Genomic DNA, 24,816 nt, shown 5'->3' with positions numbered 1-24,816 from the left:
ACCGGGCGGCTCGAACCTGAAATCCTAGGGGGAGGAAACGATGAAGACAGGACTGACAAAGACGCTCAAGACCATCGGCGCCGCCTGTGGCTTGGCTATCGGACTGGCCGCCGGACTAACCTTCGGCAGCGCGCAGGCAGAGACCGTGCACTTCTGGTATCATTTCGACAATCCGGCCAATCCGATGGACGACCTCGTCAACAAGTTCGAGGCCGCCAATCCCGGCATCAAGATCGAAGCCGAGAACGTGCCGTGGAACTCCTATTACGACAATCTCTACACCTCGGTCGTCGGCGGCAATGCGCCTGACGCCGCGATGGTGAAGCTGTTCGCCCAGCCCCGCCTCGTCGAGATGGGTGCGCTGGAACCGATCGGCGACCGCATCGATGCCTGGTCCGGCAAGGCGGACCTGCTCGACAACCTTCTTCGCCTCAACAAAGGCCCGGACGGCAAGCAATATTACCTGCCGATCCAATATGTCGTGCTCTACCTCTATTACCGCACCGACCTGTTCAAGGCCGCCGGCCTCGAGCCGCCCAAGACCTGCGATGAATTCCGCGAGGACGCCAAGAAGCTGACCAAGGCGCCCGACACCTATGGCTTCGGCCTGCGCGGCGGCAAGGGCGGCTGGGACCAGTGGGGCACCTTCGTGTTCTCGCAGGGCGCCAAGCTGGAGCCGGGCGGCCTCGTGACGCCTGAGGCGATCGCCGCCAACAAATGGCTGGTCGACATGTTCCAGGTCGACAAGTCGATCCCACCTTCGGCGCCCAATGACGGCTTTCAGGAGATCATCGCCGCCTTCAAGGCCGGCAAGACCGCGATGACCATCCACCATATCGGCTCGTCCAACGACCTCGTCAAAGCCCTGGGCGACAAGGTCTCGGCCGTGCCGGCCCCGGCCTGCAACGGCAAGCAATGGACCTCCTACGGCGATGAATCGCTGGCGATCTTCTCCTCTTCGCAGGTGAAGGATGCGGCCTGGAAATGGATCTCCTTCCTCGCCGAGGGCCAGAACAATGTCGAGTTCAACAAGGCGACGGGACAGATGACGGTGACCAAGTCGGGCTCGGCCAACTGGACGCAGCATGAGCGCCGCTTTGTCGACGCCACCGTACAGTCCCTGCCCTTCGCCGCCGCGCTGCCGCAGAACACCGCGACCGCCGAATTCGTCAACACCGCCTGGCAGACCAACATGCAGCAGGCCCTGACCGGGGCGGAGACACCGGAGCAGATGATGCAGCAATTGCAGACGCTGTTCGAGAATTAGGAAGGGCGCGACGCCGACCACGCCCTCGCCCCGTTCTTACGGGGAGAGGGTAAGGGTGAGGGGCAGCGTGACTTTTCAAAAGTGGGGCGTATTTGCGGGACTCCTGCCTGACAGGCCTACGCAGCCCCTCACCTCTATCCTCTCCCCGCAAGAACGGGGCGAGGGGACTTCACGGACGAGCGAAGCCTGCAAGGCCTCGTCTCGCCCAGCCGTTCACTGCCACTCTCTTGTGAGGCCCAGGCCATGTCGCTCCTCACCACCTCGCAGCTCGACCGGGAATTCGCCGTTCCCCTGCGGACGCGGCTGATGCCCTATGCCCTGGTCGCGCCGGCGCTGCTGGTGGTGTTCGTCGTCGTCTTCGTGCCGATGATCGAGGCTGTCTATACGAGCCTGTTCGACCTCGTGCTCTGGAAGCCGAACGCCGCCAAATTCGTCTGGTTCGGCAATTACATCAAGCTCTTCGCCGATCCCGTGTTCTGGACGGCGCTCTGGCACACCGTGGTCTGGATCGGCTTCACCGTACCCCTGCAGATGGGCCTCGGCCTCGTTACCGCCCTGCTGCTCAACCGGGAATTTCCCTGGCGCGGCCTCGCCCGCGCCCTGATCATCATCCCCTGGGCGCTGCCGAGCGTCGTCATCGCGCTGATGTGGCGCTGGATCTACGACCCCAACACCGGCGTGCTCAACGAGATGCTGCTCAGCATGCACATGATCCAGACCGCCATACCCTGGCTCGCCGATCCGAATGTCGCGCTCTACGCGGTGATCGCCACGCTCACCTGGCAGGGCTTCCCCTTCTTCGCGGTGATGATCCTCGCCGGCCTGCAGGGCATTCCGCGCAGCCAGTATGAAGCCGCCGCCATCGACGGCGCCACGCCCTGGCGCCAGTTCGTCAACGTCACCCTGCCCGGCATCGGGCCGGTGCTGGCGACGGCGGGACTCTTGCGCGTGATCTGGGTCGCCAATTCCATGGACGTCATCTTCGTGATGACGGGCGGTGGCCCCGGCTACGCCACCCACACGCTGCCGCTCTATGCCTTCATCAAGGCGCGCCAGAACCTCGATTTCGGCTATGGCACGGCGATCGCGGTGACCTTCACCATCCTGCTCGGCGCCTTCGTCACCGTCTACATCATCCGCACCATGAAGGAGGTCGAACGATGAACAGGCCATCGACGCTCCGCCGCATTCTGACCACCGACCTGCCGGTGGCGCTGATCGTCCTCTTCGCTCTCGGCCCCTTCGCCTGGATGATCCTCACCTCGCTCACCCCATCCGATCGTATCGCCGCGAGCGGCGTCTCGCTCTCGCCCACGGGCTGGAGCTTCGACAACTACACCCGCCTGTTCGAGCAGACCTCCTTCCTCGGCAATATGGGCCACAGCCTGATCATCGCGCTCGGCACGGTGGTGGTGGGCCTCGGCGTCTCGGTGACGGCGGCCTATGCCTTCTCGCGCTTCCGCTTCTTCGGCCGCAAGGCCATCATGCTGCAGTTCCTGCTGGTGAACATGTTCCCAGTGGTGCTGCTGATCCTGCCGCTCTTCGTGCTGATGCGCCGGCTCGGCCTGCTCGACACCCATCTCAGCCTGATCCTCGCCAATGCCACCGTCGCCATCCCCTTCGCGGTGTGGATGCTGACCAGCTATGTCGGCGCCATCCCACGGAGCCTCGACGAGGCAGCGATGATCGACGGCTGCTCACGGCTGACGGCCCTGCGTCGCGTGGTGCTGCCGCTCGCCATGCCCGGCATCATCTCCACCGGCATCTACATCTTCATCACCTCCTGGAACGAATATCTCTACGCTCTCACTCTGGGCGGCAAGAACGTGCGCACGGTGACCGTGGCGATCCAGACCCTGATCGGCGAATACCAGATCGAATGGGGCCTGCTTGCCGCGGGGGGTGTGGTCGGCGCCCTGCCGGCGACGCTGCTGTTCCTGGTCGTGCAGAGGCGCCTGGTGGGTGGGCTGACACAGGGGGCGGTGAAGGGATGAGGGGGATGGAACACAACCGCTTTGCGGGCAAGCAGGACGAGTCGCCGCGTGAACCAACGCTCCTGGGACCGCAGGCGTCTCGCCTGCTCTTGGAAACGGGGCGGTTCAAGATGCAGGCGAGACGCCTGCGGTCCCAGGAACGCCACATACGTTCCGCCAACTCTCACGGACAATGTGAAATAACCCAATGAATCCAATCGGTTTGATCTCCATGCAATATGCCCGGCCCTTCACGGCCGAGCACTTTCCCTTGTTCACCCGCATGAAGGCGCTCGGCTATGATTTCGTCGAGCTGCTGGTGCCCGAGCCGGGCGAGCTGCGTCTCGGCGCGGCCCGCACCGCCTTGGCCGATGCCGGCCTTGGCGTGGTGCTGGCGGCGCGCGTCAACCTGCAGCGCAATCTTGCCTCCGAGGATGCCGCCAGCCATCGCGCCGGCATCGATTATCTGAAATATGCCGCCGACTCCGCCGCCGATCTCGGGGCGACACTGGTGGGTGGCCCGCTCACCGGCAATCCGCTGGTCTTTGCCGGCCGCCCGCCGCAGCCGGTCTCCGAGGATGAGCGCCTCGCCCGCAAGGCGCGCTGCGTTGCCGGTCTGAAGGAAGCGGGCGAATATTCCGCCCGCGTCGGCGTCACCCTTGCGGTCGAACCGCTCAACCGCTTCGAAAGCGATGTGCTCTGCACCACACAGCAGGCGATAGAGCTGCTCGACGCCGTCGATCATCCCGCAATCAGGCTGATGCTCGACACCTTCCACATGCATATGGAAGAGGCTTCCATCCCCGAAGCGATCCGCCTCGCCGGCCGGCGCCTGGTGCATTTCCAGGCCAATGAGAACCATCGCGGCTTTCCAGGCACAGGCGCGACCGACTGGGTGGAGGTGATGCGGGCGCTGCACAACGTCAGCTATTCCGGCCCGATCTCGCTAGAGCCTTTCCGCCGCAATGACGACCGTTTCGGCGTGCCCCTCGCGCAATGGCGGCCGCCCCACGAGGACGAGAGCGAGCGTCTCGCCGCCTCGGCCTCCTTCATCAGATCCCATTTGCTGCTCACGGAATATCGCAGATGACCTTGAATATCGGCTGGATCGGCTGCGGCGTGCATGCCACCCAGATGCTCCTGCCCCAACTGGTGCGTCATGACGTTAGGATCGCCGCCCTCTGCGATATCGATGCTGCCCGCCTCGCCGATGCCGGCCGCCAGTTCGGCGTCTCGACGCTGCTCAGCGACGCGCAGGACCTGATCCGCACCCCGGGCATCGATGCTGTCGGCATGGCCGTCGGGCCCGACCAGCACCTCGCCTTCGGCAAGGCCGCCCTCGAGCATGGCCTGCCCGTCTTCATGGAAAAGCCGCCCTCCGGCACGGCCGAAGGTGCGCGCGCCCTGCGCGATGCCTCCGAGCGCACCGGCAAGCCGCTGTTGCTCGGCTTCATGAAGCGCTATTCGGTGGGCAACAAGATCGCCCACAACATCCTGAAGTCGGGCCGCTTCGGGCCGGTGCTCGGCCTCACCGGCTACTACATGACGGCCCCGGGCTATTTCGCCGGCAGTGTCGACTATACCGGCTTCTTCCTGCACCATTGCGTGCACTATATGGACCTCGTCTCCTTTCTGGTCTCACCTGTCACCGGGCTGACGGCGCGCAAGGTGGAGAAGACTCCCGGCCGCGTGCTCTTCCATATCGGTCTCGACTTCGACTGCGGCGCCATCGGCACCATCGCCATGGGCACCATCCAGTCACGCGGCACGCCGGTCGAGCGCATCGAAATCATGGGCGACCATCAGCGCCTGGAGATCGAAGACGTCGTGGAGGTGCGCTGGCACCGTGATCCGCCCTTCAAGACGGCGGACGCGGCGGCGACGCTCGGCGACGGCCAGGACAGCCTGACCTGGAAGCCCAATTTCACCGCCGCCGCCAATGAGGATTTCAAGGGCTACCACGCCCTGCTCGCCGATGTCGTGCCGGCGCTGAAGGGCGAAAAGACGCCCGCGCCGACCATTCATGACGGCGTCGTCGCCATGGAAAGGCTGGAGGCGCTCCGAAAGGCCCTGGCCCTGTAGCTGGTGGAACAGCCCCCTGATGCAACCGGCGTTAACCATACTTATATACATATGGCTAACGCTGGAGCCACGGCCATGAGGTCACTCAGCATCGCCTTCTCTGCCGCGCTGGCCTTTGCCTGCGCGGCCTTCCTCTACTTCGAAAACAAGGGCGGCTATTTCGGCAAGCTCACTAACCGCCTCGATCCCTGCCTGCCGAACGCGCATGGCGCGGTGCCCTGCTACGCCGCCACCAGCACCGATGCGATGCTGACGGCGCTTCTTATCGGCGCTGTAGCGCTCGCGGTGCTGGTGTTCGAGTTGAGCGTCACGGACAGGCACAGCCACTAAGACGGTGGTGCCTCGCGCTGGTTTCGTTTGGGTTTTGGCGGAATCATTGGATCGGCACCGCCGTCATTCCCACGACCAAACCTGGGTTTGGTCGGGCAGCGAAGCGGAGACCCGGAATGACATTGCGCGTTTATCCCACGGGGCTCCAGGCTCAATACGTCGCGCGTCCTCCCGAGATGTCGAACACCGCACCCGTGGTGAAGGAGCATTCCTCGCTGGCGAGCCAGGTGATGATGGAGGCCAGCTCGTCCACCGTGCCGAAGCGGCCCATCGGGATCTTCGAACGCATATAGTCGATATGAGCCTGGCTCACCTGCGCCAGGATCGGCGTGTCGACGGTGGCCGGCGCGATGGCGTTGACGGTGATGCCGTCCTTGGCCAGCTCCTTGCCGAGCGATTTGGTGAGGCCGATCACCGCCGCCTTGGAGGACGAATAGGCCGAGGCCGTCGGGTTGCCCTCCTTGCCGGCGATGGACGACACGTTCACGATGCGGCCATAGCCGTGCTTCTGCATCAGCGGCACGATGAAGCGGTTGCAATAGAACAGGCCGTTGACGTTGATATCGAAGACGCGCTTCCACTCGTCGATCGGGTACTTCGCCACCAGTTCGTTCTGGCCCGCCACGCCGGCCGAGCAGACCAGCACGTCGATGCGGCCGAGATGCTGCTCGGCCGTCTGCGCCGCCTTCTCCACCGCCGCCGGATCGGTGATGTTGACGGCGACGCCATGGGCCTTGGGGCCGAGCTCGTTGCATACCGCCTCGATACGGGCGGCATCGACATCCCAGATGCAGACGGAGCCGCCCTCGGCCACGATGCGCTCGGCCGTTTTGCGGCCGATGCCTGAGGCCCCGCCGGTGATGACGGCGCCGCGGCCTTCATAGCGAATGATCGTGGTCATGCGTTTCTTCCCTTTGAAAATCGAAAAATGTTGGGCTTTTGGAGACGTCGGAAAGGTGGTTCAGAAAGGCAGTTTGGCGCGCTCGATCATCGGGGCCGGCTCTTCGCCGCGCCGCTCGCCGGCGAGCTTGCGCATGGCATCATAGGTGGTGCGGTTAATCGATTGAAGATGGGCGCGCATGGCCTCGTCGGCCTTGTCGGGATCGCGTTTCGCCAGCGCCTTCACCACCGCGTCATGCTCGGCCGCGCTGCGCTCGATCACGCCGGGCGTCTCGGAAGCCACACGGCGATATTCCATGCCGAGCTGATAGAGGCTGGCGGCCACGCGCTCCAGCACCGGATTGCTGGCGATCTTCATGAGCAGCGTGTGAAATTCCTGGTCCAGCACGCGGAAGCTGACGGGATCGGCTGCGAGCTTGTAGCCGGCGACCGCAAGGTCCTGCAATTGCGTGAGCTCGGCGTCGCTGACCTTGACGGCAGCCCGGCGGATCAGGCCGCACTCGACCACGACGCGGGCGTCGTAGAGGGCATCGACATTGGATTCGTCGAGCGAGAGCACCAGTTCCAGCGGCCCGAGCAAGCGCGAGGGGGCGAGATCGGTGACATAGCAGCGGCCGCCCTGGCGCGATTCCACCACGCCGAGGATGGAAAGGCCGCGCAGGGCCTCGCGCACCACCGGGCGGCTCACGCGCATTGCCTCGGCGAGCTCGTTCTCGGTCGGCAGCTTGTCGCCCGGCTTGAGATTGCCGGAGCGCACCAGCTCGAGCAGGCGGTCCGCTACGCGCTCGGCGATCGGCTTGCGGCTGAACGGCTCAATGCTTTCGAGCACCGACATTGCGGTCTTCCCTTTTCCCCCGGGTAGGACCGGAATCAGAGGCGTATCATCCGACAAATCAGGACGGGTACGCAAGGATTGAAGGTGGCATCCCAAAATTTGTCAGTCAACCTGGACGTAGATGCCGCCGGGCGATGCGCCTTGGGATCGGCGGGCATCCCAGTTGCTTGGAAGCACTACGCGTAGGAGAGGAAGCAGCTCGCCAAGGCGTCGGTGCTCCAAGAAAACTTGACTTACAACTTCCTTCGTTTCACAGTTCTACTGTCCCAGCACCAGAAGGAAGCCGGTATGACCGCCCCTCGCATCAAGGCAGTGCGGACCTATCTCGTCGGCTCGGGCGGCGGCGATTATTTCAGCCAGAAGCAGGGTCATTGGCTGATCGACACGCTGATCGCCAACCCGATGTCGGGCTACGGGGAGTACAAGGCCTCGCGCGCCTCCTGGGGCATCAACATCATGGGCTCAGTCGTGGTGGAGATCGAGAGCGAGAGCGGCCATGTGGGCCTCGCCACCGGCTTCGGCGGCGAGCCCGCCTGCTGGCTGGTGCAGCATCACTTCAAGCGCTTCCTGGAAGGTGCCGACCCGCGCGACCTCAATCGCCTGTGGGACCAGATGTTCCGCGCGTCGATGTATTACGGCCGCAAGGGCCTGACGCTCGCCACCATCAGCGTGATCGACCTCGCACTCTGGGACCTGATCGGCAAGATCAGGCAGGAGCCGGTCTACAAGCTGATCGGCGGGCGCACCAAGGAGGAGATCACCTTCTACTGCACCGGCCCGCGCCCGGAGGCGGCCAAGCGTCTGGGCTTCTGGGGCGGCAAGGTGCCCCTGCCCCATGGCCCAGCCGACGGCATCGAGGGGCTGCGCGCCAATGTCGCTTTCCTCAAGGCCCATCGCGAGACCATCGGCCCCGATTACCCGCTGATGGTCGACTGCTACATGGCGCTCGACGTGCCCTATGCCATCGAACTCGCCACCGCCTGCAAGGATCTCGGCATCTATTGGTGGGAAGAGGTCCTGCATCCCGACGATTTCGACGGCTATGCACTGCTGAAGCGTGCCTTGCCCGCTACCAAATGGACCACCGGCGAGCATGAATATTCCCGCTACGGCTTCCGCAAGCTGATCGAGGGCCGCAATATCGACATTCTGCAGCCCGACGTGATGTGGGTCGGCGGCCTTACCGAACTGCTCCGGATCTCGGCCCATGCAGCGGCCTACGATATCCCGGTGGTGCCGCATGGCAGCGGCCCGTTCAGCTATCATTTCGTGATGTCGCAGCCCCATTCACCCTATTGCGAATATGTCGCCAACAGCGCCGACGGGCAGAGCGTGCTGCCAGTGTTCGGACCGCTGTTCTCGAACGAACCCGTGCCTGAGAACGGCCGCCTGGATGTGCCCGACACCCCCGGCTTTGGTCTGATCAAGAGCCGGGACGCCGTGCTGATGGAGGCGGGATAAGGGCTGGGCGAGATGAGATGTTTGAAAACGGACCTTGCCTTCGTGGTGCCCTCGCCCGTCGCCCTTACCTCCCGAACGCCTTCGGCATCAGCCTGAAATAGGCGATGCCCTGGCTTGCTCCGCGCGCGACCAGGAAGCTCACCAGCGCGATCCACAGACCGGTATTGCCCCAGCTCTGCAACAGCCACCACACGGCGAAAAAACAGGCCAGCGCCACCAGCATCAAATTGCGCATGGCACCGTTCCAGGTGGCGCCGACATAGACCCCGTCGAAGGTGAAAGCGAGGGCGCCGGCCAGCGGCGTCACCGCGGCAAAGGGCAGGAACAGCCGCGCTTCCTCGCGCACAGGCGCGCTCTTGGTCATGAAGTCAATGAAGGCGCCGCCGGCGGCGAACAGCAGCAGCGACATAGCCACCGCCAGCACCAGGCTCCAGAACACGGAATAGCGCACCGCCGCCTCGAAGGAGGGGCGGTTGTTGGCACCCATCGAGCGGCCGCAGAGCTGCTCGGCCGCCGTGGCGATGCCATCCAGGAAATAACCGCCGACGAGGAAGAAATTGTTCAGGATGGCGTTGGCCGCGAGCGTGGTGTCGCCCGCCTTCGCCCCCTCCCGGCTGAAGAACACGAAGGCGGCGAGCAGCGCCACGGTGCGCACCATGATGTCGCGGTTGACCGCCGCCATGCGGATGAACTTGGCGCGATCGAACACCAAAGCGCGCGGCACGCCGAACTCGCCGCCGAAATGCAGGGCCACCACGACCAGCCCGACCAGCACGCCGCCGGTTTCCGCCAGCAGCGTCGCCCAGGCCGTGCCGGCGACACCCCAGCCCAGGCCCAGCGTGAAGAGCACGCAGAGCAGGATGTTGATGATGTTGATGCCGATCTGCAGGAACAGGCCGGTGGTGGTGCGCCCCATGCCGATCAGCCAGCCCAGCACGGCATAATTGCCGAAAGCGAAGGGCGCCGACCAGATGCGGATGGCGAAATAGAGCCGGGCCGCGTCGGTGACCGCCGGCGAGGCTTCGAAGAACGGAAAGGCCACGGTGGCGATCAGGTCATGCAGCGCAATAAGCGCCAGGCCGAGCACCGCCGCCATCACCAAGGCGCGCAGAAAGACGGCGCGCTGTTCGAGCTTGTCGCCGGCCCCGAGCGCCTGCGCCGTCAGGCCGGCGGTGCCCATGCGCAGGAAGCCGAAGCCCCAGAATAGAAAGTCGAACAACACGGCCGACAGCGCCACCGCGCCGATCAGCGCTGCATCGCCGATCTGGCCGATCACCGTGGTGTCGACCAGACCGAGCAGCGGCGTCGACAGATGCGCTAGCGTCATCGGCGCGGCAATGCCGAAGACAACGCGGTGACTGACGGCGACCGGACGGACGGCAGCGCCTTCGGGCGAGGAAATGGCGGTCATGGATATTGGAAAAAGTCCTGGGAGTGCTTCTTCCTAGCTATCCCGTGGGCAGGCAATTTCCAAGCGCAAACACCCGCCGTCATTGCGAGCGCAGCGAAGCAATCCAGGGGCCAAGGGCGCGTATACCGCCCCTGGATTGCTTCGCTGCGCTCGCAATGACGATGGGCCAGGTCATCTTGGAAAGGTTCACGCCTTTGCCCTGCCCTCTCCTGCTCCCAGCCTCTCCCGTTGCGCATGCCATTTCAGCAGTGCGTCCAGAGCCGGGCAGAGGGCCTGGCCCCACTCGGTGAGGCCGTATTCCACCTTGGGCGGCACCTGGTGATGGACGATGCGGCGCACGATGCCGTCGGCCTCCAATTGGCGCAGCTGCTGGATCAGCATCTTCTGGGAAACGCCCGGAATCGCCCGCTCCAGCTCGGAGAAACGCTTGAGCTTGCCCCCGAACAGATGGAACAGGATCACGAATTTCCAGCGTCCTTCCAACAGCCGGAAGATCTGCTCCACACCGTCGACGGCGCTGTCGAGCGTGTGCTGAGCTTCCTTACTTTCAGGTAAGTACCCTACTTTTTCGTGCGTTCTTGTCATTTCTGCAGCTTAGGCTCAGATACGGCCTGTCTCAACAGCAACCTTTTTCAGGATAGGGATATGGCCCTCGACCTGCCAAGAGCCATCGAACTTTACTTCACCATCGAAAACAGCGGCGACGCCTCCGTCATACCGGGCTGCTTCGCGCCGGACGCCGTGGTTCATGACGAAGGACGGGACATCAGGGGCTTGCGGGCCATCGCCGAATGGAAGGCATCCTCCAAGGCGAAATACCAGCACAGCATCGAGCCGCTCCGCGTTTCGCAGAAGGGCGGCCGCACCGTCGTCGTCGGCAAGGTGACGGGCAATTTTCCCGGCAGCCCGGTGGATCTCGACTTCAGCTTCGGGCTGACGGATGGGCTGATCTCCAGCCTGGAGATTCACTGATGTGCGGTGGTCTCCAAGCGCCTTAGTCGGCCGCCCGATCCGTACGGATCAATCGGTCCAGAATCCCTGCCAGCCTCTCGTAGTCGCCGATCTCGTTATAGGCATGCGCCGACACGCGTACCCAGATGCCGTCGGGGTGGGCGATCAGCGGGGCATCGCAGCGGAATTCGTCGAGCAGCCGGTCGCGCAGTGCGAGTGCCCGCTCCGCCGAGGTGGCGCCGCTGAACGGCAGACGGACCATGGCCATGGCGACGGGATGCGCCTCATTGCCATAGGCGGTGCCGAAATGGTCGGCCAGCAGGCGCCCGGCCTGATGGGCGAGATCGGCATTGCGCCGGCGCAGGGCCATGCCGCCCAGCTTCTCGTGAAAGGCGAGCGCGGTCTCGATGGCAAGGAAGGCCGTGGCGTCGCGCGTGCCTGTCCAGTCGAACTCGCTGAGATAGCCCTGCTGGAAGCCATGCGAGATCGTGGTCGGATGCAGTCCGACCTGCCGGTCGCGGCGCGACCACAGGAAGGCGCAGCCCTTCGGCGCCGCCAACCATTTATGGCAATTGCCGACATACCAGTCGGCATCGATGGCCTTGAGATCGACCTCGATCTGGCCAGGGCCATGCGCGCCATCGATGAGAATGGGCACACCGGCATCGCGGCAGAGGCGCACCGCCGCTTCAACCGGCAGGACCAGGGCGCTCGGCGAGGTGATGTGATCGACGATGACGAGCCGCGTGCGATCATTCAGCCTCGCCCCGAGGGCTTCGATGAAAGCGGCAGCATCCCCACCTGGGAAGGCCAGCGGCACCTCGACGATGCTGGCACCCGTGCGCCCGGCGACATAGCGGGCTGTCTTGCCGACAGCGCCATAGATCTGGCCGTGCAGCACGATCTCGTCGCCTGGCTTGAAATCGAGGGAGCGCAGGACGGCATTGCAGCCGGTCGTCGCATTGTCGACGAAGACGATGTCCTGCGCGTCCGCGTTCAGGAAGGAGCCGAGGGCGCCGGCATTGGTGCGCAAAACATCCGGCAGGATGCTGCGCATGAAGATGCTGGGCTGCGCCTCCATGCGATCGCGCCACATCTCCTGGGCCGCCAGCACGCATTTGGGCGTTGCGCCATAGGCGCCGTGGTTGACGGTGAGCTTGCTCCAGTCGAGCGGCCATTCAGCCCGGATGGCGCCGCCGAGCGCGATCGTCTTGGAACCGTCCATCTGGCACCCGCCGTCTTTCTCGTCTGTCCTGAAGAGACCATGCAATGACGCCGCGCTGCGCCGCAAGCCGGCTTGTAGAGGGAGGGAAGCTTTTTCCGGGTGCACGGGCATCCTGCCCGTTCTTCCCTTTCCAAAAGTCCCAGGTTCCAAGAACGGGCAGGATGCCCGTGCACCCGGGCCGCCCTCTACTTCCCCCCGCCCCGGCTGGATTGCAGCAGGCGCAGGATGATCCACACCGGGATCACGATCACCGCGCCCAGCAGGAAATAGCCGAAGAGGTCGCGCACCATGCCGAAGCCGCGGGCGAAGAGATGCTCCAGCGAGCGCCTGATGTTTTCGAGCAGCTCCCATGGCGTCAGGTTGAGCCAGCCGAGCACGAGCCCAACGGCGATCGAGATCACCACCAGCTTGATGATGGTGTTCGTCATCGAGCCGCCCATGAAGCGTTCAACCCCGCCTGCCATGCCCTAGTCTCCTGCCGAACCGGCCTCTATTTCGGGTGTGGCGGGCGTTCGGTCAAGCAGGGCGGTCAAGTTTTCCAGGCGGTCGGCCTCGCTGGGAGGCTTGTCCCAGCGCAGGCGCGCCAGCCGCGGAAAGCGCATGGCGACGCCGGATTTGTGGCGGGTGGAGCGCGCCAGCCCCTCGAAAGCGACCTCCACCACCAGCCCCGTCTCGGCCGTATGCGTCACCTCGCGCACCGGGCCGAAGCGGTTGACGGTGTTGTTGCGCACGAAGCGGTCGATGTCGCGCAGTTCCTCGTCGGTGAAGCCGAAATAGGCCTTGCCGACAGGTACAAGCTCATTCCCGCTCCAGACGCCGAAGGTGTAGTCGGAATAGAAGGAGGAGCGCTTGCCATGGCCGCGCTGGGCATACATCAGCACGGCGTCGATGCGGTAGGGCTCGCGCTTCCATTTGAACCACAGCCCCTTGGGGCGGCCGGGCACATAAAGACTGTCGCGCCGCTTCAGCATCAGGCCCTCGACGGCATCCGCATCCTCCCCCGCTCCGGCGGCCAGGGGATCGGAGCGCGCCGCGGCCAATTCCTGCGGCGTCGCAAAAGCCACCATCGGCGAGAGGTCGAGACGGGGCGAGGCGAGCCGTGCGACGAAGGCCTCCAGCCGCGCGCGGCGCTCGACGAAGGGCAGGCCGCGCAGGTCCTCTTCGCCCTCGGCCAGAAGGTCATAGGCGCGGATATGGGCGGGATACTCCGCCACCATCTTCGTCGTGACGGTCTTGCGGTTGAGCCGCTGCTGCAGCGTGTTGAAATTCTCGATGCGCGTCTCCCGGCGCACCAGCAACTCGCCGTCGATGGCGCCTTCGAAGCGCAGGGCCTCGACGAGATCGGGAAAGGCCGGCGCAATATCCTCGCCCGTGCGCGAATAGAGCCGGAGCATCGGCAGGCCATGCGCTGTGGCCCCCACGGCCTGGACGCGGATGCCGTCCCATTTCCATTCGGCGACGAAATCCTCCGGCAGCATGACCGGGAGATCACCCTCCTCCAGCGCATGCGCCAGCATCACCGGCCGGAAGGGCGCGGGATTGCCTGTCTCGGGCCGCTCGCCCTTGCCCTCGGCCCAGGCGAACAGGCCCTCATAGGGCGGCGTAAGGCCGGGCCAGGCCAGCTCGATATCGTCGGGCGCCAGCGAACCCAGGGCCGCCACCGCGCTCTTGGCGAGGCGGGCGGAGGCGCCGATGCGCAGCGCGCCGGTGATCAGCTTGAGAAAGGCCCAGCGCCCGGTCTCGTCGAGCGCATCGAGATGTCGGGCGATCAGCCCCGGCATGGCCGCCTTGCCGGCATGGGTGAGAGCCTCGACCACCTCCGTGAGCGTCGGCGAGTGATTGGCGCCGGGCCGCACCGGCCACATCAGCGCGATGGTCTCGGAGAGATCGCCGACATAGTCATAGGAGAGCGCGAAGAGTTCGGGATCCGTGCGCTCGGCAATGAGCTCGCGCAGCAGCGCCGGCTTGGCATTGCGGAAGGTGAGCGCACCGGTCATCGCGGCCAGGGCATAGCCGCGGTCGGGATCCGGGGTGGCGCGGAAATAATCGGTCAGCAGACGGAGCTTGGCGTTGCGGCCGGGCTCATAGGCGAGGCGGTCGAGGAGCGCGGCGAAGCGGTTCATGCCTCTCCTGCCTCCTCGTCGCCGTAACCAACCATGTGAAGGGGTCTGGCCTTGAGGCCCCGGCTTTGTGCCCAGTGCACCAGCGCATCCTCCTGGCCATGGGTGACCCAAAGCTCCGAGCAGCCGGTCTCCAGGATGGAGCGCTGCAGGTCCGGCCAATCGGCATGGTCGGAGATCACCAGAGGCAGCTCCGCGCCGCTCTGCCGGGCCCGGGCGCGGATGCGCATCCAGCCCGAAGCGTAGACGCTGAGCGGCTCCGGCATCTTGCGCGACCAGGGTTCCTGCGCGGCACTCGGCGGACAGAGCACGATGGCGCCGGCAAGCTCGGCCGGCTTGGTGTCGCGCACCAGATGCAGTTCGCCGAGAGCGATGCCGTGCTGCTCATAGAGCCGCGTCACCTTCTCCATGGCGCCGTGCAGATAGATCGGCGCATCGTGACCAGCCTCCCTCGCCATGGCGATCACGCGCTGTGCCTTGCCGAGCGAATAGGCGCCGACGAGATGGGCACGCTCTGGGAAGAGCTCCAGGGAGTTGAGCAGCTTGGCGATCTCATGGGCGGGATCGGGATGGCGGAACACCGGCAGGGCGAAGGTGGCCTCGGAGATGAAGACATCGCAGGGCACCACCTCGAAGGGCATGCAGGTCGGATCGGCCTGGCGCTTGTAGTCGCCGGAGGCGACGATGCGCAGCCCCTCGGCCTCGAAGGCGATCTGCGCCGATCCCAGCACATGGCCGGCGGGATGGAAGCAGACCTTGACGCCGTTGAGATCGAGCGTCTCACCGTATCTAGCCACCTGCCGCGTATGGCAGAATTCCTCACCGAGCCGCGCCGCCATGATCGCCAGCGTCTCCTGCGTCGCCAGCACCTGGTAATGCCCAGCGCGGGCATGGTCGGAATGGGCGTGGGTAATCAGCGCCTTATCGACGGGACGCACCGGATCGACATAGACATCGGCAGGCGGACAATAGAGTCCGGATGGCGTCGGAATCAGCAAATCGGATGGCCGCATGGGGGGAAGATAGGTATAACGGCGGTGCTAGCCAAGATTTCCCCGAAACATCGCAGGACTCCGAACTGGTTTTGGAAAGCGAGGCGGCGGAACTCGGCGCCTTCGCCCGCAAGCTCAGGCAGGACTTTGCCCTGCCGCTAGGGGGTCGTCGCCATCACGGCGGGGAACATCGCGGCGCGAGCCGGGATTGGAGGAGCAACTGGCGCGGTATCAGACCTAGCGCGGGAAGCCTCCCCCACTTCTCCTGTGCGCGCACCTCCCCATTTCCATTTCCTTTCCGCCTGCCCTATACCCCCGCCATGCCCTCTTTCCACACCTCCGGCGACCCCATCGCCGACCGCCGTTTCGCCTATGCCATGGACTACAAGGCGCGGGGCGACCTTGCGGCCGCCGCGGAGCTGGTGGAGCAGACCCTGGATTGTGCGCCTCGCTGGGCGGCCGGCTGGTACGCGCTCGGTGACTTGCGGGAGGAAACCGGCGAGCGGGGCAAGGCGATCGAAGCCTATCGCCAGAGCCTTGCCCTCGACGCCGGAGATGTTGCCGGCGCCGGCGCAAGATTGGCCAGGCTCGGAGAACGTCCCGCCGATGGCGCGATGACCACCTCGCACGTCGCTGCCTTGTTCGACGAATATGCACCGCGTTTCGAGCGCTCGCTGGTGGGCGACCTCGCTTATCGCGGGCCGGCCTTGCTCAAGGCCGCACTCTCCGACCTGCGCCAGCCCCTGGCCTTCCGGCGGATGCTGGATCTGGGCTGCGGCACGGGCCTGGCGGGCGAGGCCTTCCAGGCCTTCTGCGGCGAGATGATCGGCGTCGACCTCTCGCAGGCCATGCTGGCCAAGGCCGGCAGCAAAGGGCTCTATCGCGGTCTCCTATGCAAGGATGCCCTCGTTTTTCTCGAAAGCCAGCCAGCGGCAAGCGCCGAGCTGGTGCTTGCCGCCGATGTCTTCGTCTATCTCGGCGATTTGCAAGCGCTGTTCCGTGAAGTCGCGCGGGTGCTTGAGCCGAATGGCCTTTTCGCCTTCACGGCGCAGCGCCATGACGGGCCGGAGCCCTTCATCCTCAACCATGACATGCGCTATGCGCACTCCCATGCCAGCATCGAGAGCTGGGCCAGGGCGGCAGGGCTGACCCTTCTCCGCCGGAACGACGACTGGGCTCGGCAGGATCGCGGCAGCCCCGTACCCGGCATGGTCGCCATATTCAAGCGATAGGTATTGGCAAACGGAATTCCCTAACGTAATCGTCTCCTCGGGGCACGGCTGCGAATCATTGGATTGCAGCATTGCTTGATCGCGAAGATCTCATCAGGGGCAATACGTGTATCTGAAACTTTCCTTATTGGCGATGCTTGGCCTCGCCTGCGCAAGCTGCGCGACCAGCTCCGGCTTGACCCGTATCGGCAGCATCGAGAACGGCGGCGAAAGCATCCACATAAACCGCCGCGCCGATGGCGGCCTGATGGTCAGCACCATCGCCTGGAACGGGCGGCACAAGAGCAAGGCCGCCCTCGTCGGCCTGTTCAACCGGGTTGCCCGCAACACCGGCTGCCTTAGTGGTGCCACTCCCCGGTACAATAACACCATCGAAATCAACAGCGATCGCATGTACATGCTGTCGACCTTCTACAAGTGCTCCTAAGTCGTCCTGCGCTCTGGACTTATGCGTAAGGCCACCCAATATCGCTGCCTGAAACAGCGATAGCGGCATGAACAGACAAATTGGAGACATGGCCTCACAGGATCATGTCTCCTCCCTCCCTCCCCTGTTTGCGAACTGGTTCGCGGCCCGCGGCTGGAGCCCCCGCGCCCATCAGCTTCAGCTTGTCGAAAAGGCGCGGGCCGGACGTTCGGCCCTGCTGATCGCCCCCACCGGCGCCGGCAAGACGCTCGCTGGTTTCCTGCCGAGCCTGATCGATCTTGCACCTCGCCGCGCCAATGCGCCAGCCTCGCTCCACACCTTATATATATCGCCGTTGAAGGCGCTCGCCGTCGACGTTGCCCGCAACCTGGAACGGCCCGCCGGCGAGATGGGCCTGCCGACCCGGATCGAGACGCGCACCGGCGACACGCCCCAGGCCAAGCGCCAGCGCCAGAAGCGCGATCCACCGGATATCCTGCTCACCACGCCCGAGCAGCTCGCTCTGCTGCTGGCAAGCCGGGAAGCGGCCGATCTCTTCGGCTCGCTGAAGCGCGTGGTGCTGGACGAACTCCACTCCATCGTCACCTCCAAGCGCGGCGATCTGCTGGCGCTCGGCCTGGCGCGGCTGCGCGACTTCGTGCCCGATGTTGAAGTGGTCGGCCTCTCCGCCACCGTGCGCGATCCCGACGAGTTGTGCCGCTGGATCGTGCCGCAACGCCCCGGCCAAACCAAGATGGCCGATCTCGTCATCGCCGCGGGTGGTGCGGCGCCGGAACTCGACATCCTGGAGACCGAGGAGCGGTTGCCCTGGGCCGGGCATACGGCGCGCCACGCCATGGCCGAGCTCTATGCTCTGATCAAATCGCACAAGACCACGCTCGTCTTCGTGAACACCCGTATGCAGGCCGAGTTCGTGTTCCAGGAACTCTGGCGGGTGAACGAGGACGCCCTGCCGATCGCTCTGCATCACGGCTCGCTCGACGTCGGCCAGCGCCGCCGGGTGGAGGAGGCGATGACGGCGAGCAAGCTCAAGGCGGTGGTCTGCACCTCCACCCTCGACCTCGGCATCGACTGGGGCGATGTCGATCTCGTCATCAATGTCGGCGCGCCAAAGGGCGCCTCGCGCCTGTTGCAGCGCATCGGCCGCGCCAATCACCGGCTGGACGAGCCCTCGCAGGCGATCCTGGTGCCGAGCAACCGTTTCGAGGTGCTGGAATGCCGGGCTGCCGTCGATGCCGCCTATGCCGGCGAGCAGGACACGCCAGTCGCCCGCACAGGCGCGCTCGACGTGCTTGCCCAGCATGTGCTCGGGGTTGCCTGCGGCGCGCCCTTCGAGGCGACGCATCTCTATGAGGAAGTAACCTCCGCGGAACCCTACGCCAAACTCGACCGCAAGACCTTCGACGATATCGTCTCTTTTGTCGCCACCGGCGGCTATGCGCTGAAGACCTATGACCGCTTCGCCAAGATCCGCCAGGGAAAGGACGGACTCTGGCGCGTTTCCAACCCGATGGTGGCGCAGGCTTACCGTCTCAATGTCGGCACCATCGTGGAGGAGGCCCTGCTCAAGGTGCGGCTTTCCAATCGCGGCCCGCGCGAGCCGACGCGGATGTCCGCCGACAAGCCGACGCCCTATCTGCCCTGGTTCATGGACCCGAAGAGCTCCGGCCCGCCCCGGAAGAAGCCCGGCGACGCCGCGCCGCGCCGCGGCTTCGGGCGCGTGCTCGGCGAGGTGGAGGAATATTTCGCCGAAGGGCTGAGCGTCGGCGACACCTTCCTGTTCGCCGGCGAGATCCTGCGTTTCGAGGGCATTTCGGAAGAGGATGTGCTGGTCACCCGCGCCCCGCCCGGCAAGGACCCGAAGATCCCCTCCTTCGCCGGCGGCAAGTTCCCGCTCTCGACCCATCTTGCCGCGCGCGTGCGCTCGATCCTCGCCAATCCCGAGAGCTGGAGCGCCCTGCCCGACCAGGTCGCGGACTGGCTGCGCCTGCAGCGCGATATCTCGCGCCTGCCTCCGGCCGGCGACCTGCTGGTCGAGACCTTTCCGCGTGGCAATCGCTATTACCTCGTCTGCTATCCCTTCGAGGGGCGCCTTGCCCACCAGACGCTCGGCATGCTGCTGACGCGCCGGCTGGAGCGCGCCGGGCTCAAGCCGATGGGCTTCGTCGCCAACGACTACGCGCTCGCTGTCTGGGGCGTCGGCGATATGAGCCGGGGCGCGATGAGCCAACTCTTCGACCAGGACATGCTGGGCGACGATCTGGAGGAATGGTTGGCCGAATCCGCCCTGATGAAGCGCATGTTCCGCACCTGCGCCATCATCTCCGGCCTGATCGAGCGCCGTGCCCCAGGCAAGGAGAAGACGGGCAAGCAGATCAGCATCTCCACCGACCTCGTCTATGACGTGCTGCGCCAGCACGAGCCCGACCATATCCTGATGCGCGCCGCCTGGGACGACGCGCGCACCGGCCTGCTCGATCTCGCCCGCCTCTCAACCATGCTCTCGCGTATCAAGGGCCGAATCATTCATAAGGATCTCGATCGCATCACGCCCTTGGCGGTGCCGATCATGCTCGAGATCGGCCGGGAGCCGGTCTATGGCGAGGGCACCGACAGTGCGCTTGCCGGGGCAGCAGAGGATCTGATCGCGGAGGCCATGGTTGGACGCAACGGTGCAGCAGGAACAGGAGGCGGAGCCTGAGATGATCCGGCGCGACGAAGCCGTGCTCAGCGTCGCCGGCAGCGAATTCCTCGCCACAGCCGACGGCGCGCTGGTCTGGCTGGAAGAGAGCCTGGTGGTGGTCTCCGACCTCCACCTCGAAAAGGGTTCCTCCTTTGCTGAGCGACGCCAGCTGTTGCCGCCCTACGACACCGCCGCCACATTGGCGCGCCTGGCTCGCCTGCTCGCCCGTTTCGCGGCAAGGCGCCTGATCTTCCTCGGCGACAGTTTTCATGACCGCAGGGCCGATAGCCGCATCGCCGCGCGCGATCGCGAGGCCCTTTCCCACTGCCTTCACCGGCGCGAGGTGTTCTGGATCGCCGGCAATCACGACCCGCATCCGCCCTCGGGCTTCACCGGGACGGCGACGCCGGAGCTTGCCATCGGTCCAGTGCTGTTCCGCCACGAGCCCACCGAAGACGCCGAGCCTGGCGAGATTGCGGGACACCTCCACCCCGTGGCGAGGGTGGCGACGCGCGGGCGCTCGCTGCGGCGGCGCTGCTTTGCCTGCGACGGCAGCCGGGCGATCCTGCCCGCATTCGGCGCCTATGCGGGCGGGCTCAACGTGCGTGACGCCGCGTTCGCGCCTCTCTTTCCCAACGGTTTCACCGCCCACCTGATGGGGGACGAACGCGTCTTCGCCTTCCCGAAGGCGAGGTGCCTGGGGGGATAACTGGAAGCGTGTCCCTGGGAGCGCGGACGTCCCGTCCGCTCTTGAACCGCCCAGGTTGAAAGATAAGGTGGTACTTGATTTCGGTCGCTGAACCGAAAACAGCCTCCGCTTCGTCCTGAACTCACACTGTTTCAAGAGCGGACGAGACGTCCGCGCTCCCACGGACGCGCTCCCGGGGACGTGCTCCCGGCTACCCCTTCGCCCTGGCCTTCTCGTCCAGTGTCATGCGCTGTTCGATCTCATTCAGCTTGGCGAGAGCGTCGAGGTCGCCCTTGGCGGCGGCCTGCGCGAGGAATTGGTAGGACGTGACGAGATCGCGCCGGGTGCCCAGCCCCTGGGCCGCGAGCAGCGCGAAATTATACTGGCTGGCGACGTGGCCCTGCTCGGCGGCCTGGTGGAACCAGCGGGCAGCCTGTTCGTAATCGGGCACGCCCATCACCGCTCCGCCGGCATAGAGCACCGCCAAGTTGTACATCGCCTTCACCGAGCCGTGCTCGGCGGCGCGCTGATACCACAGGCCCGCCAGCATGGCGTCATGACCGACGCCGCGTCCCTTGTCATAGGCAAGGCCGAGCAGGAAAAGCGCGGGCGCATAGCCCAGTTGCGCGGCCTGCCTGTAGAGGCCCGCCGCCTTGGCGAGATCGAGGGTGGAGGCCTGCGACGTATCGAGTTGGCGCGCTTCCTCGAACAGCGAGACAGCCTCGTTGCGGGGAGCCGGCTGCAGCGACGACGAGGCGACGGGCGCCTGGTCCTCCAGAGCCGCCGGCCCCACCTCGGGAGCAGTTGCGGTGCGGCCCAGCCTGGTGCTAGGCCCTGGCGGTGGCACGGCGGGAACCGCCCGCGTGACCTGACGGCCATTGCTGGGCGCTGTCGGAGCCCTTCCACCCTGCAGGGCGCCCATCATCATCGTCACGGCCGCCAGCCCCAGCAGGATGGGCCGCTTGTGGCGCTTGTAGAACGGCTCATGGTTTCCTCCCGGCTTGGCTGTCTCTTCGGCAGCAAGGCTGCCCTCTGCCTCGGCTGCCGCACGGGCGGCGCGCCGTGCCGCAGCGATAAAGGCACCGCGGGTATTGCCTGTCGAAACGGAACCGCCTCGGGCCAGTACGGAAACCTGGCTCGGGCGGCCATCCAGCGGTACCTTCGCCACCGCGTCGAACGGCGCATCACCAGCGAGCGAACGCGGCAGTTCCTGCGACCAGACGATATCGTCGGGACGCTCGCGGCTGAACAGGGACGGCACGTCCCCGATCTCGGGCGGCCCGGGTACCAGCGTGCCGATGGTGCGGGCGCGCACGAAGTCCTCCACCGCGGCGAGCCGGCTGGCGACCTGGTGGAGCAGCGTCTGCAGGGCATCGAGCGCCTTGCGGCCCTCGCGGACTTCGCCCTCCTGCAGGCCGCGCAGTTCGCGATAATGGCGCCTGAGCTCCTCGGGCAGGGTCTGGAGCGCGGATTGGGCGAACGCCGTCCGCAGCGCCGGCTCCAGGCCGGAAAGATCGGGCTTCACCTGGCCGAGCGCCTCGATGGAGCGGCCCATGGCCGCGATCTGCTGCTCGAGGGCGGTAAGGGCGGCATCATCATGACCAGGGGCGTCGAGCGCCTCAAGCCGGGTCGACAGGGCGGACAGGGAGGAAGAGGTCGCGGCCTGCCCATCCTCCACGGCCAGTTGCAGGGCATCGAGCTTCTGTTCAAGACGCTGCGAGGGATCGGGCTGACGAGCCAGATCGCCAAGGCGTGTGCGGATATCGGCTGTCTCGCGCTGGATCGAGGCAAGCACGGTCGGGTCCTGCGCCTGCCGGGCGAGCAAGTCGAGCTTCCGGTCGATCTGGGCAATGTGTGCCGGCGTCGCCATGCCGGTCAGGTGCTGGCCGAGCGCGGCGATGTCGGCACGCAGATCCGCCACGTCCCCCTTGCCCGCGGCGGACGCCATATTGGCGCGGCGCAGTTCGGCGATCTCACGCGTGAGGGCGGCGATCTGCTCGCTCAGGGCATCGACCGGCGGCGGCTCGACCTCGGGCTGGGCCGGCGCGACCTCAAGCCCTGCAGACATCTCGGCCAAGCGGCGCTCGAGATCCTCCACCGAGCCATAGTCAGGGGCATTGTCGCTCCGGTGCTGCGGCGCGGCTTCGGGCTCGGCCTGCCGGCCGGCAAAGCCGTCCACCACGGCATCGACCAGAGCGGCGATATGGGCCTCGCTCTCCTCCTGGCGGCGGATCAGCCGTTCGACCAGGCCGGCCATGCGGGCCTCGCTGGCGCGGATGTGACGGGCGAGCACGGCGGCGCTTACACTTACCGCCTTTTCTCCTGCCCATCGACTCAGACTATCGCTACTATGATACCGTTTATCCGCTGATTCCAATTGACGCGCAATGCGTGCCAGTGGTGACTCGCCACTCCCGTCGAGGTCGCGAAAGAGCGGTGTTTCCGGCTCTTTCCGCTCCGTGATCAAGCTCTGGAGCCATTGGCCAAGCGTCATGCCGGAGCGTTGCGCCAAGACCCGGGCGGTCTCGCGCGTCTCGGGATCCACTCCCTTGACACTCCATGGCACGCTTTGACTCATCAAATCCTACGCAAAATCGGCGAATCCGCCCGATTCTCGCGCCTCCTGGTCCTGCGCGCCACCGCGACGCCGATTCGAGAATTGGCAGCGAAACGCCATGCCCTCATCAACAGGTTTTCGTTCAACAGGGTAAATATCGCGTTAACTCAGGCTGCCCTAACGCTTTTGGAGGAGGGGCCAACATTACCCAGCATTCAAAGCGCTTTTTTTGACGACATTGGCGAGGACCAAGCTGCGGCCTGGACAGGAAAGTGGGATACCTTGCAAGAACCCGAATTAGACTTTGCAAAAAGGTTTATATTCACTTTGGGAACGTGTTATTTGGAACGCTTATTTCGCACTAATTTTGTGCGTTACCCTTGAAATGAAGCAGAGTGAGGGATATGGTCACTCTGCTGGAGATTTGGGCGACTGTTTGGTAATATATTAATTGCTGAAGCCCACAAGATTTCGTATGATGCTACCGGCTGTCACATCTTGAGTTGCGGTGCTGTTGGCCTGTATCAGGCATGAGAGAGAGACCATGTCAAAGTTGGAAGCCTCATCGGCGACAAATGCAAAGGGGCAACCCGTGACTGTATTCATGGCAGATCACGAGAAAGCCTCGAATGGCGCGATCACCTATACGATAGGGGATCTTGCGCGAGAGTTTGGTGTCACGCTGCGCACCTTGCGCTTCTATGAAGACAAGGGCCTTTTAAATCCCACCCGGGACAATTTAACCCGGCTTTACAGTGCACGGGATCGTGAACACCTTCAGCTTATCCTCAAGGGCAAGCGTCTTGGCTTCACTCTTGTGGAGATTGGCGAGATGATCGCCCATCACGGAGAAGGTAGGGGCGCGAGCCTCGACATCAGTGCAAACACCGTTCGCGACCAGATCGAGCATCTGGAACGCCAACGTCGCGAGATCGACGAAGCGCTGGTGGAATTGCGCCGCAGCTATGAAGGTCTGGCCAACGCCCTGTCGCGGTAAGTGGCTACCTTAACACGCAGAGAAAGCCTTGCGGCTATCGCAGGCTTTTGTGCGTTGGCAGGCGCAGGCCTTTGGCTGTTCTGGCCACAGACGAAGAGTCCCGCCGGTCAAGTCGGCGGTCCTTTTCAGCTGGTGGATGCTGATGGCCTCCCCTTCACCTTCAAGGATATCCAGGGCAAGCCGAGCCTCGTCTATTTCGGCTTCACGCATTGCCCTGACATCTGTCCCACGACACTGTTCCTGATGTCGCAGGTGCTTGACCGGCTCGGCCCCGACGCCAGCCGGATCAATGCTCTGTTCATCACCGTCGACCCCGACCGGGACACGCCGGACCAGATGAAATCCTATCTGACTGCCTACCCGCCCGTGCGGGGCCTGACGGGCGATCGCGCTCATCTTGCGGTGGCCTGGGATATCTATGGCATCGAGGCCGTGGTGGTGCCCACCACCAGCTCGAACTACAACATGGACCACACCAGCGACGTCTTCCTGCTTGACCAAAGCGGACGCTTCAGGTCGACTTTCGACCTGAACACGAAGCTGGAGGTGGCGCTGGCCGATGTCCGCGCCCTGCTGGCATAGGAATGTCGCAGCTTGAAAACCCGCAGGCCTGGCACAATCTCCGAGTCTACCCTTCGGACTGACTCGAAGATTGCCGCGTCTTCGCACAATCCCGGCGGACACG

24 protein-coding genes are annotated in these 24,816 nt (G+C 64.9%); 15 read left to right on the top strand and 9 right to left on the bottom strand.

Going from position 1 to position 24,816, the window contains the following annotated elements; genetic code table 11:
- Nucleotides 1-40: 40 nt before the first annotated feature.
- The 6 genes from QQL24_RS07365 (at nt 41) to QQL24_RS07340 (ending at nt 5,652) form a co-directional block, all read left to right on the top strand.
- On the top strand, nt 41-1,267 hold the full coding sequence (locus QQL24_RS07365; protein WP_284311277.1) for an ABC transporter substrate-binding protein: 1,227 nt from the start codon (nt 41-43) through the stop codon (nt 1,265-1,267).
- 243 nt (nt 1,268-1,510) lie between these two features.
- Nucleotides 1,511-2,431, top strand: a complete 921-nt coding sequence (locus tag QQL24_RS07360; RefSeq protein WP_284311275.1) for a carbohydrate ABC transporter permease — start codon at nt 1,511-1,513, stop codon at nt 2,429-2,431.
- Nucleotides 2,428-3,261, top strand: coding sequence for a carbohydrate ABC transporter permease (locus tag QQL24_RS07355; protein WP_284311274.1), 834 nt, complete (start codon nt 2,428-2,430; stop codon nt 3,259-3,261). Before QQL24_RS07360 ends, QQL24_RS07355 begins: the two co-directional genes overlap by 4 nt.
- 187 nt (nt 3,262-3,448) lie before the next feature.
- Entirely contained in the window at nt 3,449-4,330 is an 882-nt protein-coding gene (locus QQL24_RS07350; protein ID WP_284311272.1) for a sugar phosphate isomerase/epimerase family protein, read from the top strand.
- Entirely contained in the window at nt 4,327-5,322 is a 996-nt protein-coding gene (locus QQL24_RS07345) for a Gfo/Idh/MocA family protein (protein ID WP_284311270.1), read from the top strand. Before QQL24_RS07350 ends, QQL24_RS07345 begins: the two co-directional genes overlap by 4 nt.
- A 75-nt stretch (nt 5,323-5,397) precedes the next feature.
- A complete protein-coding gene (locus QQL24_RS07340) occupies nt 5,398-5,652 on the top strand; it encodes a hypothetical protein (protein WP_284311269.1) in 255 nt (84 codons plus the stop codon).
- Between the two features lie 151 nt (nt 5,653-5,803).
- On the opposite strand, the gene QQL24_RS07335 is transcribed toward QQL24_RS07340, so the two are convergent.
- Together QQL24_RS07335 and QQL24_RS07330 are read right to left on the bottom strand one after the other, a co-directional pair.
- Nucleotides 5,804-6,553, bottom strand: a complete 750-nt coding sequence (locus QQL24_RS07335; RefSeq protein WP_284311268.1) for an SDR family NAD(P)-dependent oxidoreductase — start codon at nt 6,551-6,553, stop codon at nt 5,804-5,806.
- Between the two features lie 60 nt (nt 6,554-6,613).
- The gene (locus tag QQL24_RS07330) at nt 6,614-7,387 is read right to left on the bottom strand and encodes a FadR/GntR family transcriptional regulator (protein WP_284311267.1); all 774 of its coding nucleotides are present in this window, start codon (nt 7,385-7,387) and stop codon (nt 6,614-6,616) included.
- 288 nt (nt 7,388-7,675) lie between these two features.
- Here QQL24_RS07330 and rhmD point away from each other — a divergent pair, with 288 nt between their 5' ends.
- Nucleotides 7,676-8,848 carry an L-rhamnonate dehydratase gene (gene rhmD / locus QQL24_RS07325; RefSeq protein ID WP_284311265.1) on the top strand — a complete coding sequence of 391 codons (1,173 nt, stop codon included), beginning with the start codon at nt 7,676-7,678 and terminating at the stop codon, nt 8,846-8,848.
- 64 nt (nt 8,849-8,912) lie between these two features.
- On the opposite strand, the gene QQL24_RS07320 is transcribed toward rhmD, so the two are convergent.
- Nucleotides 8,913-10,259, bottom strand: coding sequence for an MATE family efflux transporter (locus QQL24_RS07320; RefSeq protein ID WP_284311264.1), 1,347 nt, complete (start codon nt 10,257-10,259; stop codon nt 8,913-8,915).
- 186 nt (nt 10,260-10,445) lie between these two features.
- On the bottom strand, nt 10,446-10,844 hold the full coding sequence (locus tag QQL24_RS07315; RefSeq protein ID WP_284311263.1) for a winged helix-turn-helix transcriptional regulator: 399 nt from the start codon (nt 10,842-10,844) through the stop codon (nt 10,446-10,448).
- A gap of 60 nt (nt 10,845-10,904) precedes the next feature.
- Here QQL24_RS07315 and QQL24_RS07310 point away from each other — a divergent pair, with 60 nt between their 5' ends.
- Nucleotides 10,905-11,231 carry a nuclear transport factor 2 family protein gene (locus QQL24_RS07310; RefSeq protein WP_284311262.1) on the top strand — a complete coding sequence of 109 codons (327 nt, stop codon included), beginning with the start codon at nt 10,905-10,907 and terminating at the stop codon, nt 11,229-11,231.
- A gap of 22 nt (nt 11,232-11,253) precedes the next feature.
- On the opposite strand, the gene QQL24_RS07305 is transcribed toward QQL24_RS07310, so the two are convergent.
- The 4 genes from QQL24_RS07305 to QQL24_RS07290 form a co-directional block, all read right to left on the bottom strand.
- Nucleotides 11,254-12,435: an aminotransferase class V-fold PLP-dependent enzyme gene (locus QQL24_RS07305; protein WP_284311261.1), complete on the bottom strand. Its 1,182-nt coding sequence runs from the start codon at nt 12,433-12,435 to the stop codon at nt 11,254-11,256.
- Nucleotides 12,436-12,620: 185 nt separating this feature from the next.
- The gene (locus QQL24_RS07300) at nt 12,621-12,899 is read right to left on the bottom strand and encodes a DUF6460 domain-containing protein (RefSeq protein WP_284311259.1); all 279 of its coding nucleotides are present in this window, start codon (nt 12,897-12,899) and stop codon (nt 12,621-12,623) included.
- Nucleotides 12,900-12,902: 3 nt separating this feature from the next.
- Entirely contained in the window at nt 12,903-14,558 is a 1,656-nt protein-coding gene (locus QQL24_RS07295; RefSeq protein ID WP_284311257.1) for a cisplatin damage response ATP-dependent DNA ligase, read from the bottom strand.
- Nucleotides 14,555-15,568, bottom strand: coding sequence for a ligase-associated DNA damage response exonuclease (locus QQL24_RS07290; protein ID WP_284311256.1), 1,014 nt, complete (start codon nt 15,566-15,568; stop codon nt 14,555-14,557). Before QQL24_RS07290 ends, QQL24_RS07295 begins: the two co-directional genes overlap by 4 nt.
- Nucleotides 15,569-15,867: 299 nt before the next feature.
- Between QQL24_RS07290 and QQL24_RS07285 the strand changes: the two genes are divergently transcribed.
- The 4 genes from QQL24_RS07285 to pdeM all read left to right on the top strand — a co-directional run bounded on the left by QQL24_RS07285 (nt 15,868) and on the right by pdeM (nt 20,598).
- A complete protein-coding gene (locus tag QQL24_RS07285) occupies nt 15,868-16,779 on the top strand; it encodes a class I SAM-dependent DNA methyltransferase (protein ID WP_284311255.1) in 912 nt (303 codons plus the stop codon).
- A 106-nt stretch (nt 16,780-16,885) separates the two neighbouring features.
- Complete coding sequence (locus QQL24_RS07280) at nt 16,886-17,206, top strand: hypothetical protein (protein WP_284311254.1); 321 nt, start codon at nt 16,886-16,888, stop codon at nt 17,204-17,206.
- Nucleotides 17,207-17,273: 67 nt separating this feature from the next.
- Nucleotides 17,274-19,907 (top strand): ligase-associated DNA damage response DEXH box helicase, encoded by a 2,634-nt coding sequence (locus QQL24_RS07275; protein WP_431310649.1) that lies wholly within the window; start codon nt 17,274-17,276, stop codon nt 19,905-19,907.
- Nucleotide 19,908: 1 nt separating this feature from the next.
- Entirely contained in the window at nt 19,909-20,598 is a 690-nt protein-coding gene (pdeM, locus tag QQL24_RS07270; RefSeq protein ID WP_284311331.1) for a ligase-associated DNA damage response endonuclease PdeM, read from the top strand.
- Between the two features lie 190 nt (nt 20,599-20,788).
- Here pdeM and QQL24_RS07265 read toward each other — a convergent pair whose 3' ends face one another.
- Nucleotides 20,789-22,870: a hypothetical protein gene (locus QQL24_RS07265; protein WP_284311252.1), complete on the bottom strand. Its 2,082-nt coding sequence runs from the start codon at nt 22,868-22,870 to the stop codon at nt 20,789-20,791.
- 186 nt (nt 22,871-23,056) lie between these two features.
- Between QQL24_RS07265 and QQL24_RS07260 the strand changes: the two genes are divergently transcribed.
- The 3 genes from QQL24_RS07260 (at nt 23,057) to QQL24_RS07250 (ending at nt 24,713) form a co-directional block, all read left to right on the top strand.
- The gene (locus tag QQL24_RS07260) at nt 23,057-23,518 is read left to right on the top strand and encodes a hypothetical protein (RefSeq protein WP_284311251.1); all 462 of its coding nucleotides are present in this window, start codon (nt 23,057-23,059) and stop codon (nt 23,516-23,518) included.
- 160 nt (nt 23,519-23,678) lie between these two features.
- On the top strand, nt 23,679-24,131 hold the full coding sequence (locus QQL24_RS07255; RefSeq protein WP_284311250.1) for a MerR family transcriptional regulator: 453 nt from the start codon (nt 23,679-23,681) through the stop codon (nt 24,129-24,131).
- Complete coding sequence (locus QQL24_RS07250; RefSeq protein ID WP_284311248.1) at nt 24,132-24,713, top strand: SCO family protein; 582 nt, start codon at nt 24,132-24,134, stop codon at nt 24,711-24,713.
- Nucleotides 24,714-24,816: the final 103 nt, after the last annotated feature.

The sequence above is a fragment of the Labrys miyagiensis genome, assembly GCF_030160835.1.
GTDB lineage: Bacteria > Pseudomonadota > Alphaproteobacteria > Rhizobiales > Labraceae > Labrys > Labrys miyagiensis.
Note: the sequence above shows the minus strand (reverse complement) of the source record. Positions and strands in the feature narration are given on the sequence as shown.

Bases quoted from the DNA above. Each gene is read 5' to 3' on its own strand.
- QQL24_RS07365 (WP_284311277.1), top strand. From the start codon at position 41: ATGAAGACAGGACTGACAAAGACGCTCAAGACCATCGGCGCCGCCTGT.
- QQL24_RS07360 (WP_284311275.1), top strand. From the start codon at position 1,511: ATGTCGCTCCTCACCACCTCGCAGCTCGACCGGGAATTCGCCGTTCCC.
- QQL24_RS07355 (WP_284311274.1), top strand. From the start codon at position 2,428: ATGAACAGGCCATCGACGCTCCGCCGCATTCTGACCACCGACCTGCCG.
- QQL24_RS07350 (WP_284311272.1), top strand. From the start codon at position 3,449: ATGAATCCAATCGGTTTGATCTCCATGCAATATGCCCGGCCCTTCACG.
- QQL24_RS07345 (WP_284311270.1), top strand. From the start codon at position 4,327: ATGACCTTGAATATCGGCTGGATCGGCTGCGGCGTGCATGCCACCCAG.
- QQL24_RS07340 (WP_284311269.1), top strand. From the start codon at position 5,398: ATGAGGTCACTCAGCATCGCCTTCTCTGCCGCGCTGGCCTTTGCCTGC.
- QQL24_RS07335 (WP_284311268.1), bottom strand. From the start codon at position 6,553: ATGACCACGATCATTCGCTATGAAGGCCGCGGCGCCGTCATCACCGGC.
- QQL24_RS07330 (WP_284311267.1), bottom strand. From the start codon at position 7,387: ATGTCGGTGCTCGAAAGCATTGAGCCGTTCAGCCGCAAGCCGATCGCC.
- rhmD (WP_284311265.1), top strand. From the start codon at position 7,676: ATGACCGCCCCTCGCATCAAGGCAGTGCGGACCTATCTCGTCGGCTCG.
- QQL24_RS07320 (WP_284311264.1), bottom strand. From the start codon at position 10,259: ATGACCGCCATTTCCTCGCCCGAAGGCGCTGCCGTCCGTCCGGTCGCC.
- QQL24_RS07315 (WP_284311263.1), bottom strand. From the start codon at position 10,844: ATGACAAGAACGCACGAAAAAGTAGGGTACTTACCTGAAAGTAAGGAA.
- QQL24_RS07310 (WP_284311262.1), top strand. From the start codon at position 10,905: ATGGCCCTCGACCTGCCAAGAGCCATCGAACTTTACTTCACCATCGAA.
- QQL24_RS07305 (WP_284311261.1), bottom strand. From the start codon at position 12,435: ATGGACGGTTCCAAGACGATCGCGCTCGGCGGCGCCATCCGGGCTGAA.
- QQL24_RS07300 (WP_284311259.1), bottom strand. From the start codon at position 12,899: ATGGCAGGCGGGGTTGAACGCTTCATGGGCGGCTCGATGACGAACACC.
- QQL24_RS07295 (WP_284311257.1), bottom strand. From the start codon at position 14,558: ATGAACCGCTTCGCCGCGCTCCTCGACCGCCTCGCCTATGAGCCCGGC.
- QQL24_RS07290 (WP_284311256.1), bottom strand. From the start codon at position 15,568: ATGCGGCCATCCGATTTGCTGATTCCGACGCCATCCGGACTCTATTGT.
- QQL24_RS07285 (WP_284311255.1), top strand. From the start codon at position 15,868: ATGCCCTCTTTCCACACCTCCGGCGACCCCATCGCCGACCGCCGTTTC.
- QQL24_RS07275 (WP_431310649.1), top strand. From the start codon at position 17,274: ATGAACAGACAAATTGGAGACATGGCCTCACAGGATCATGTCTCCTCC.
- pdeM (WP_284311331.1), top strand. From the start codon at position 19,909: ATGATCCGGCGCGACGAAGCCGTGCTCAGCGTCGCCGGCAGCGAATTC.
- QQL24_RS07255 (WP_284311250.1), top strand. From the start codon at position 23,679: ATGTCAAAGTTGGAAGCCTCATCGGCGACAAATGCAAAGGGGCAACCC.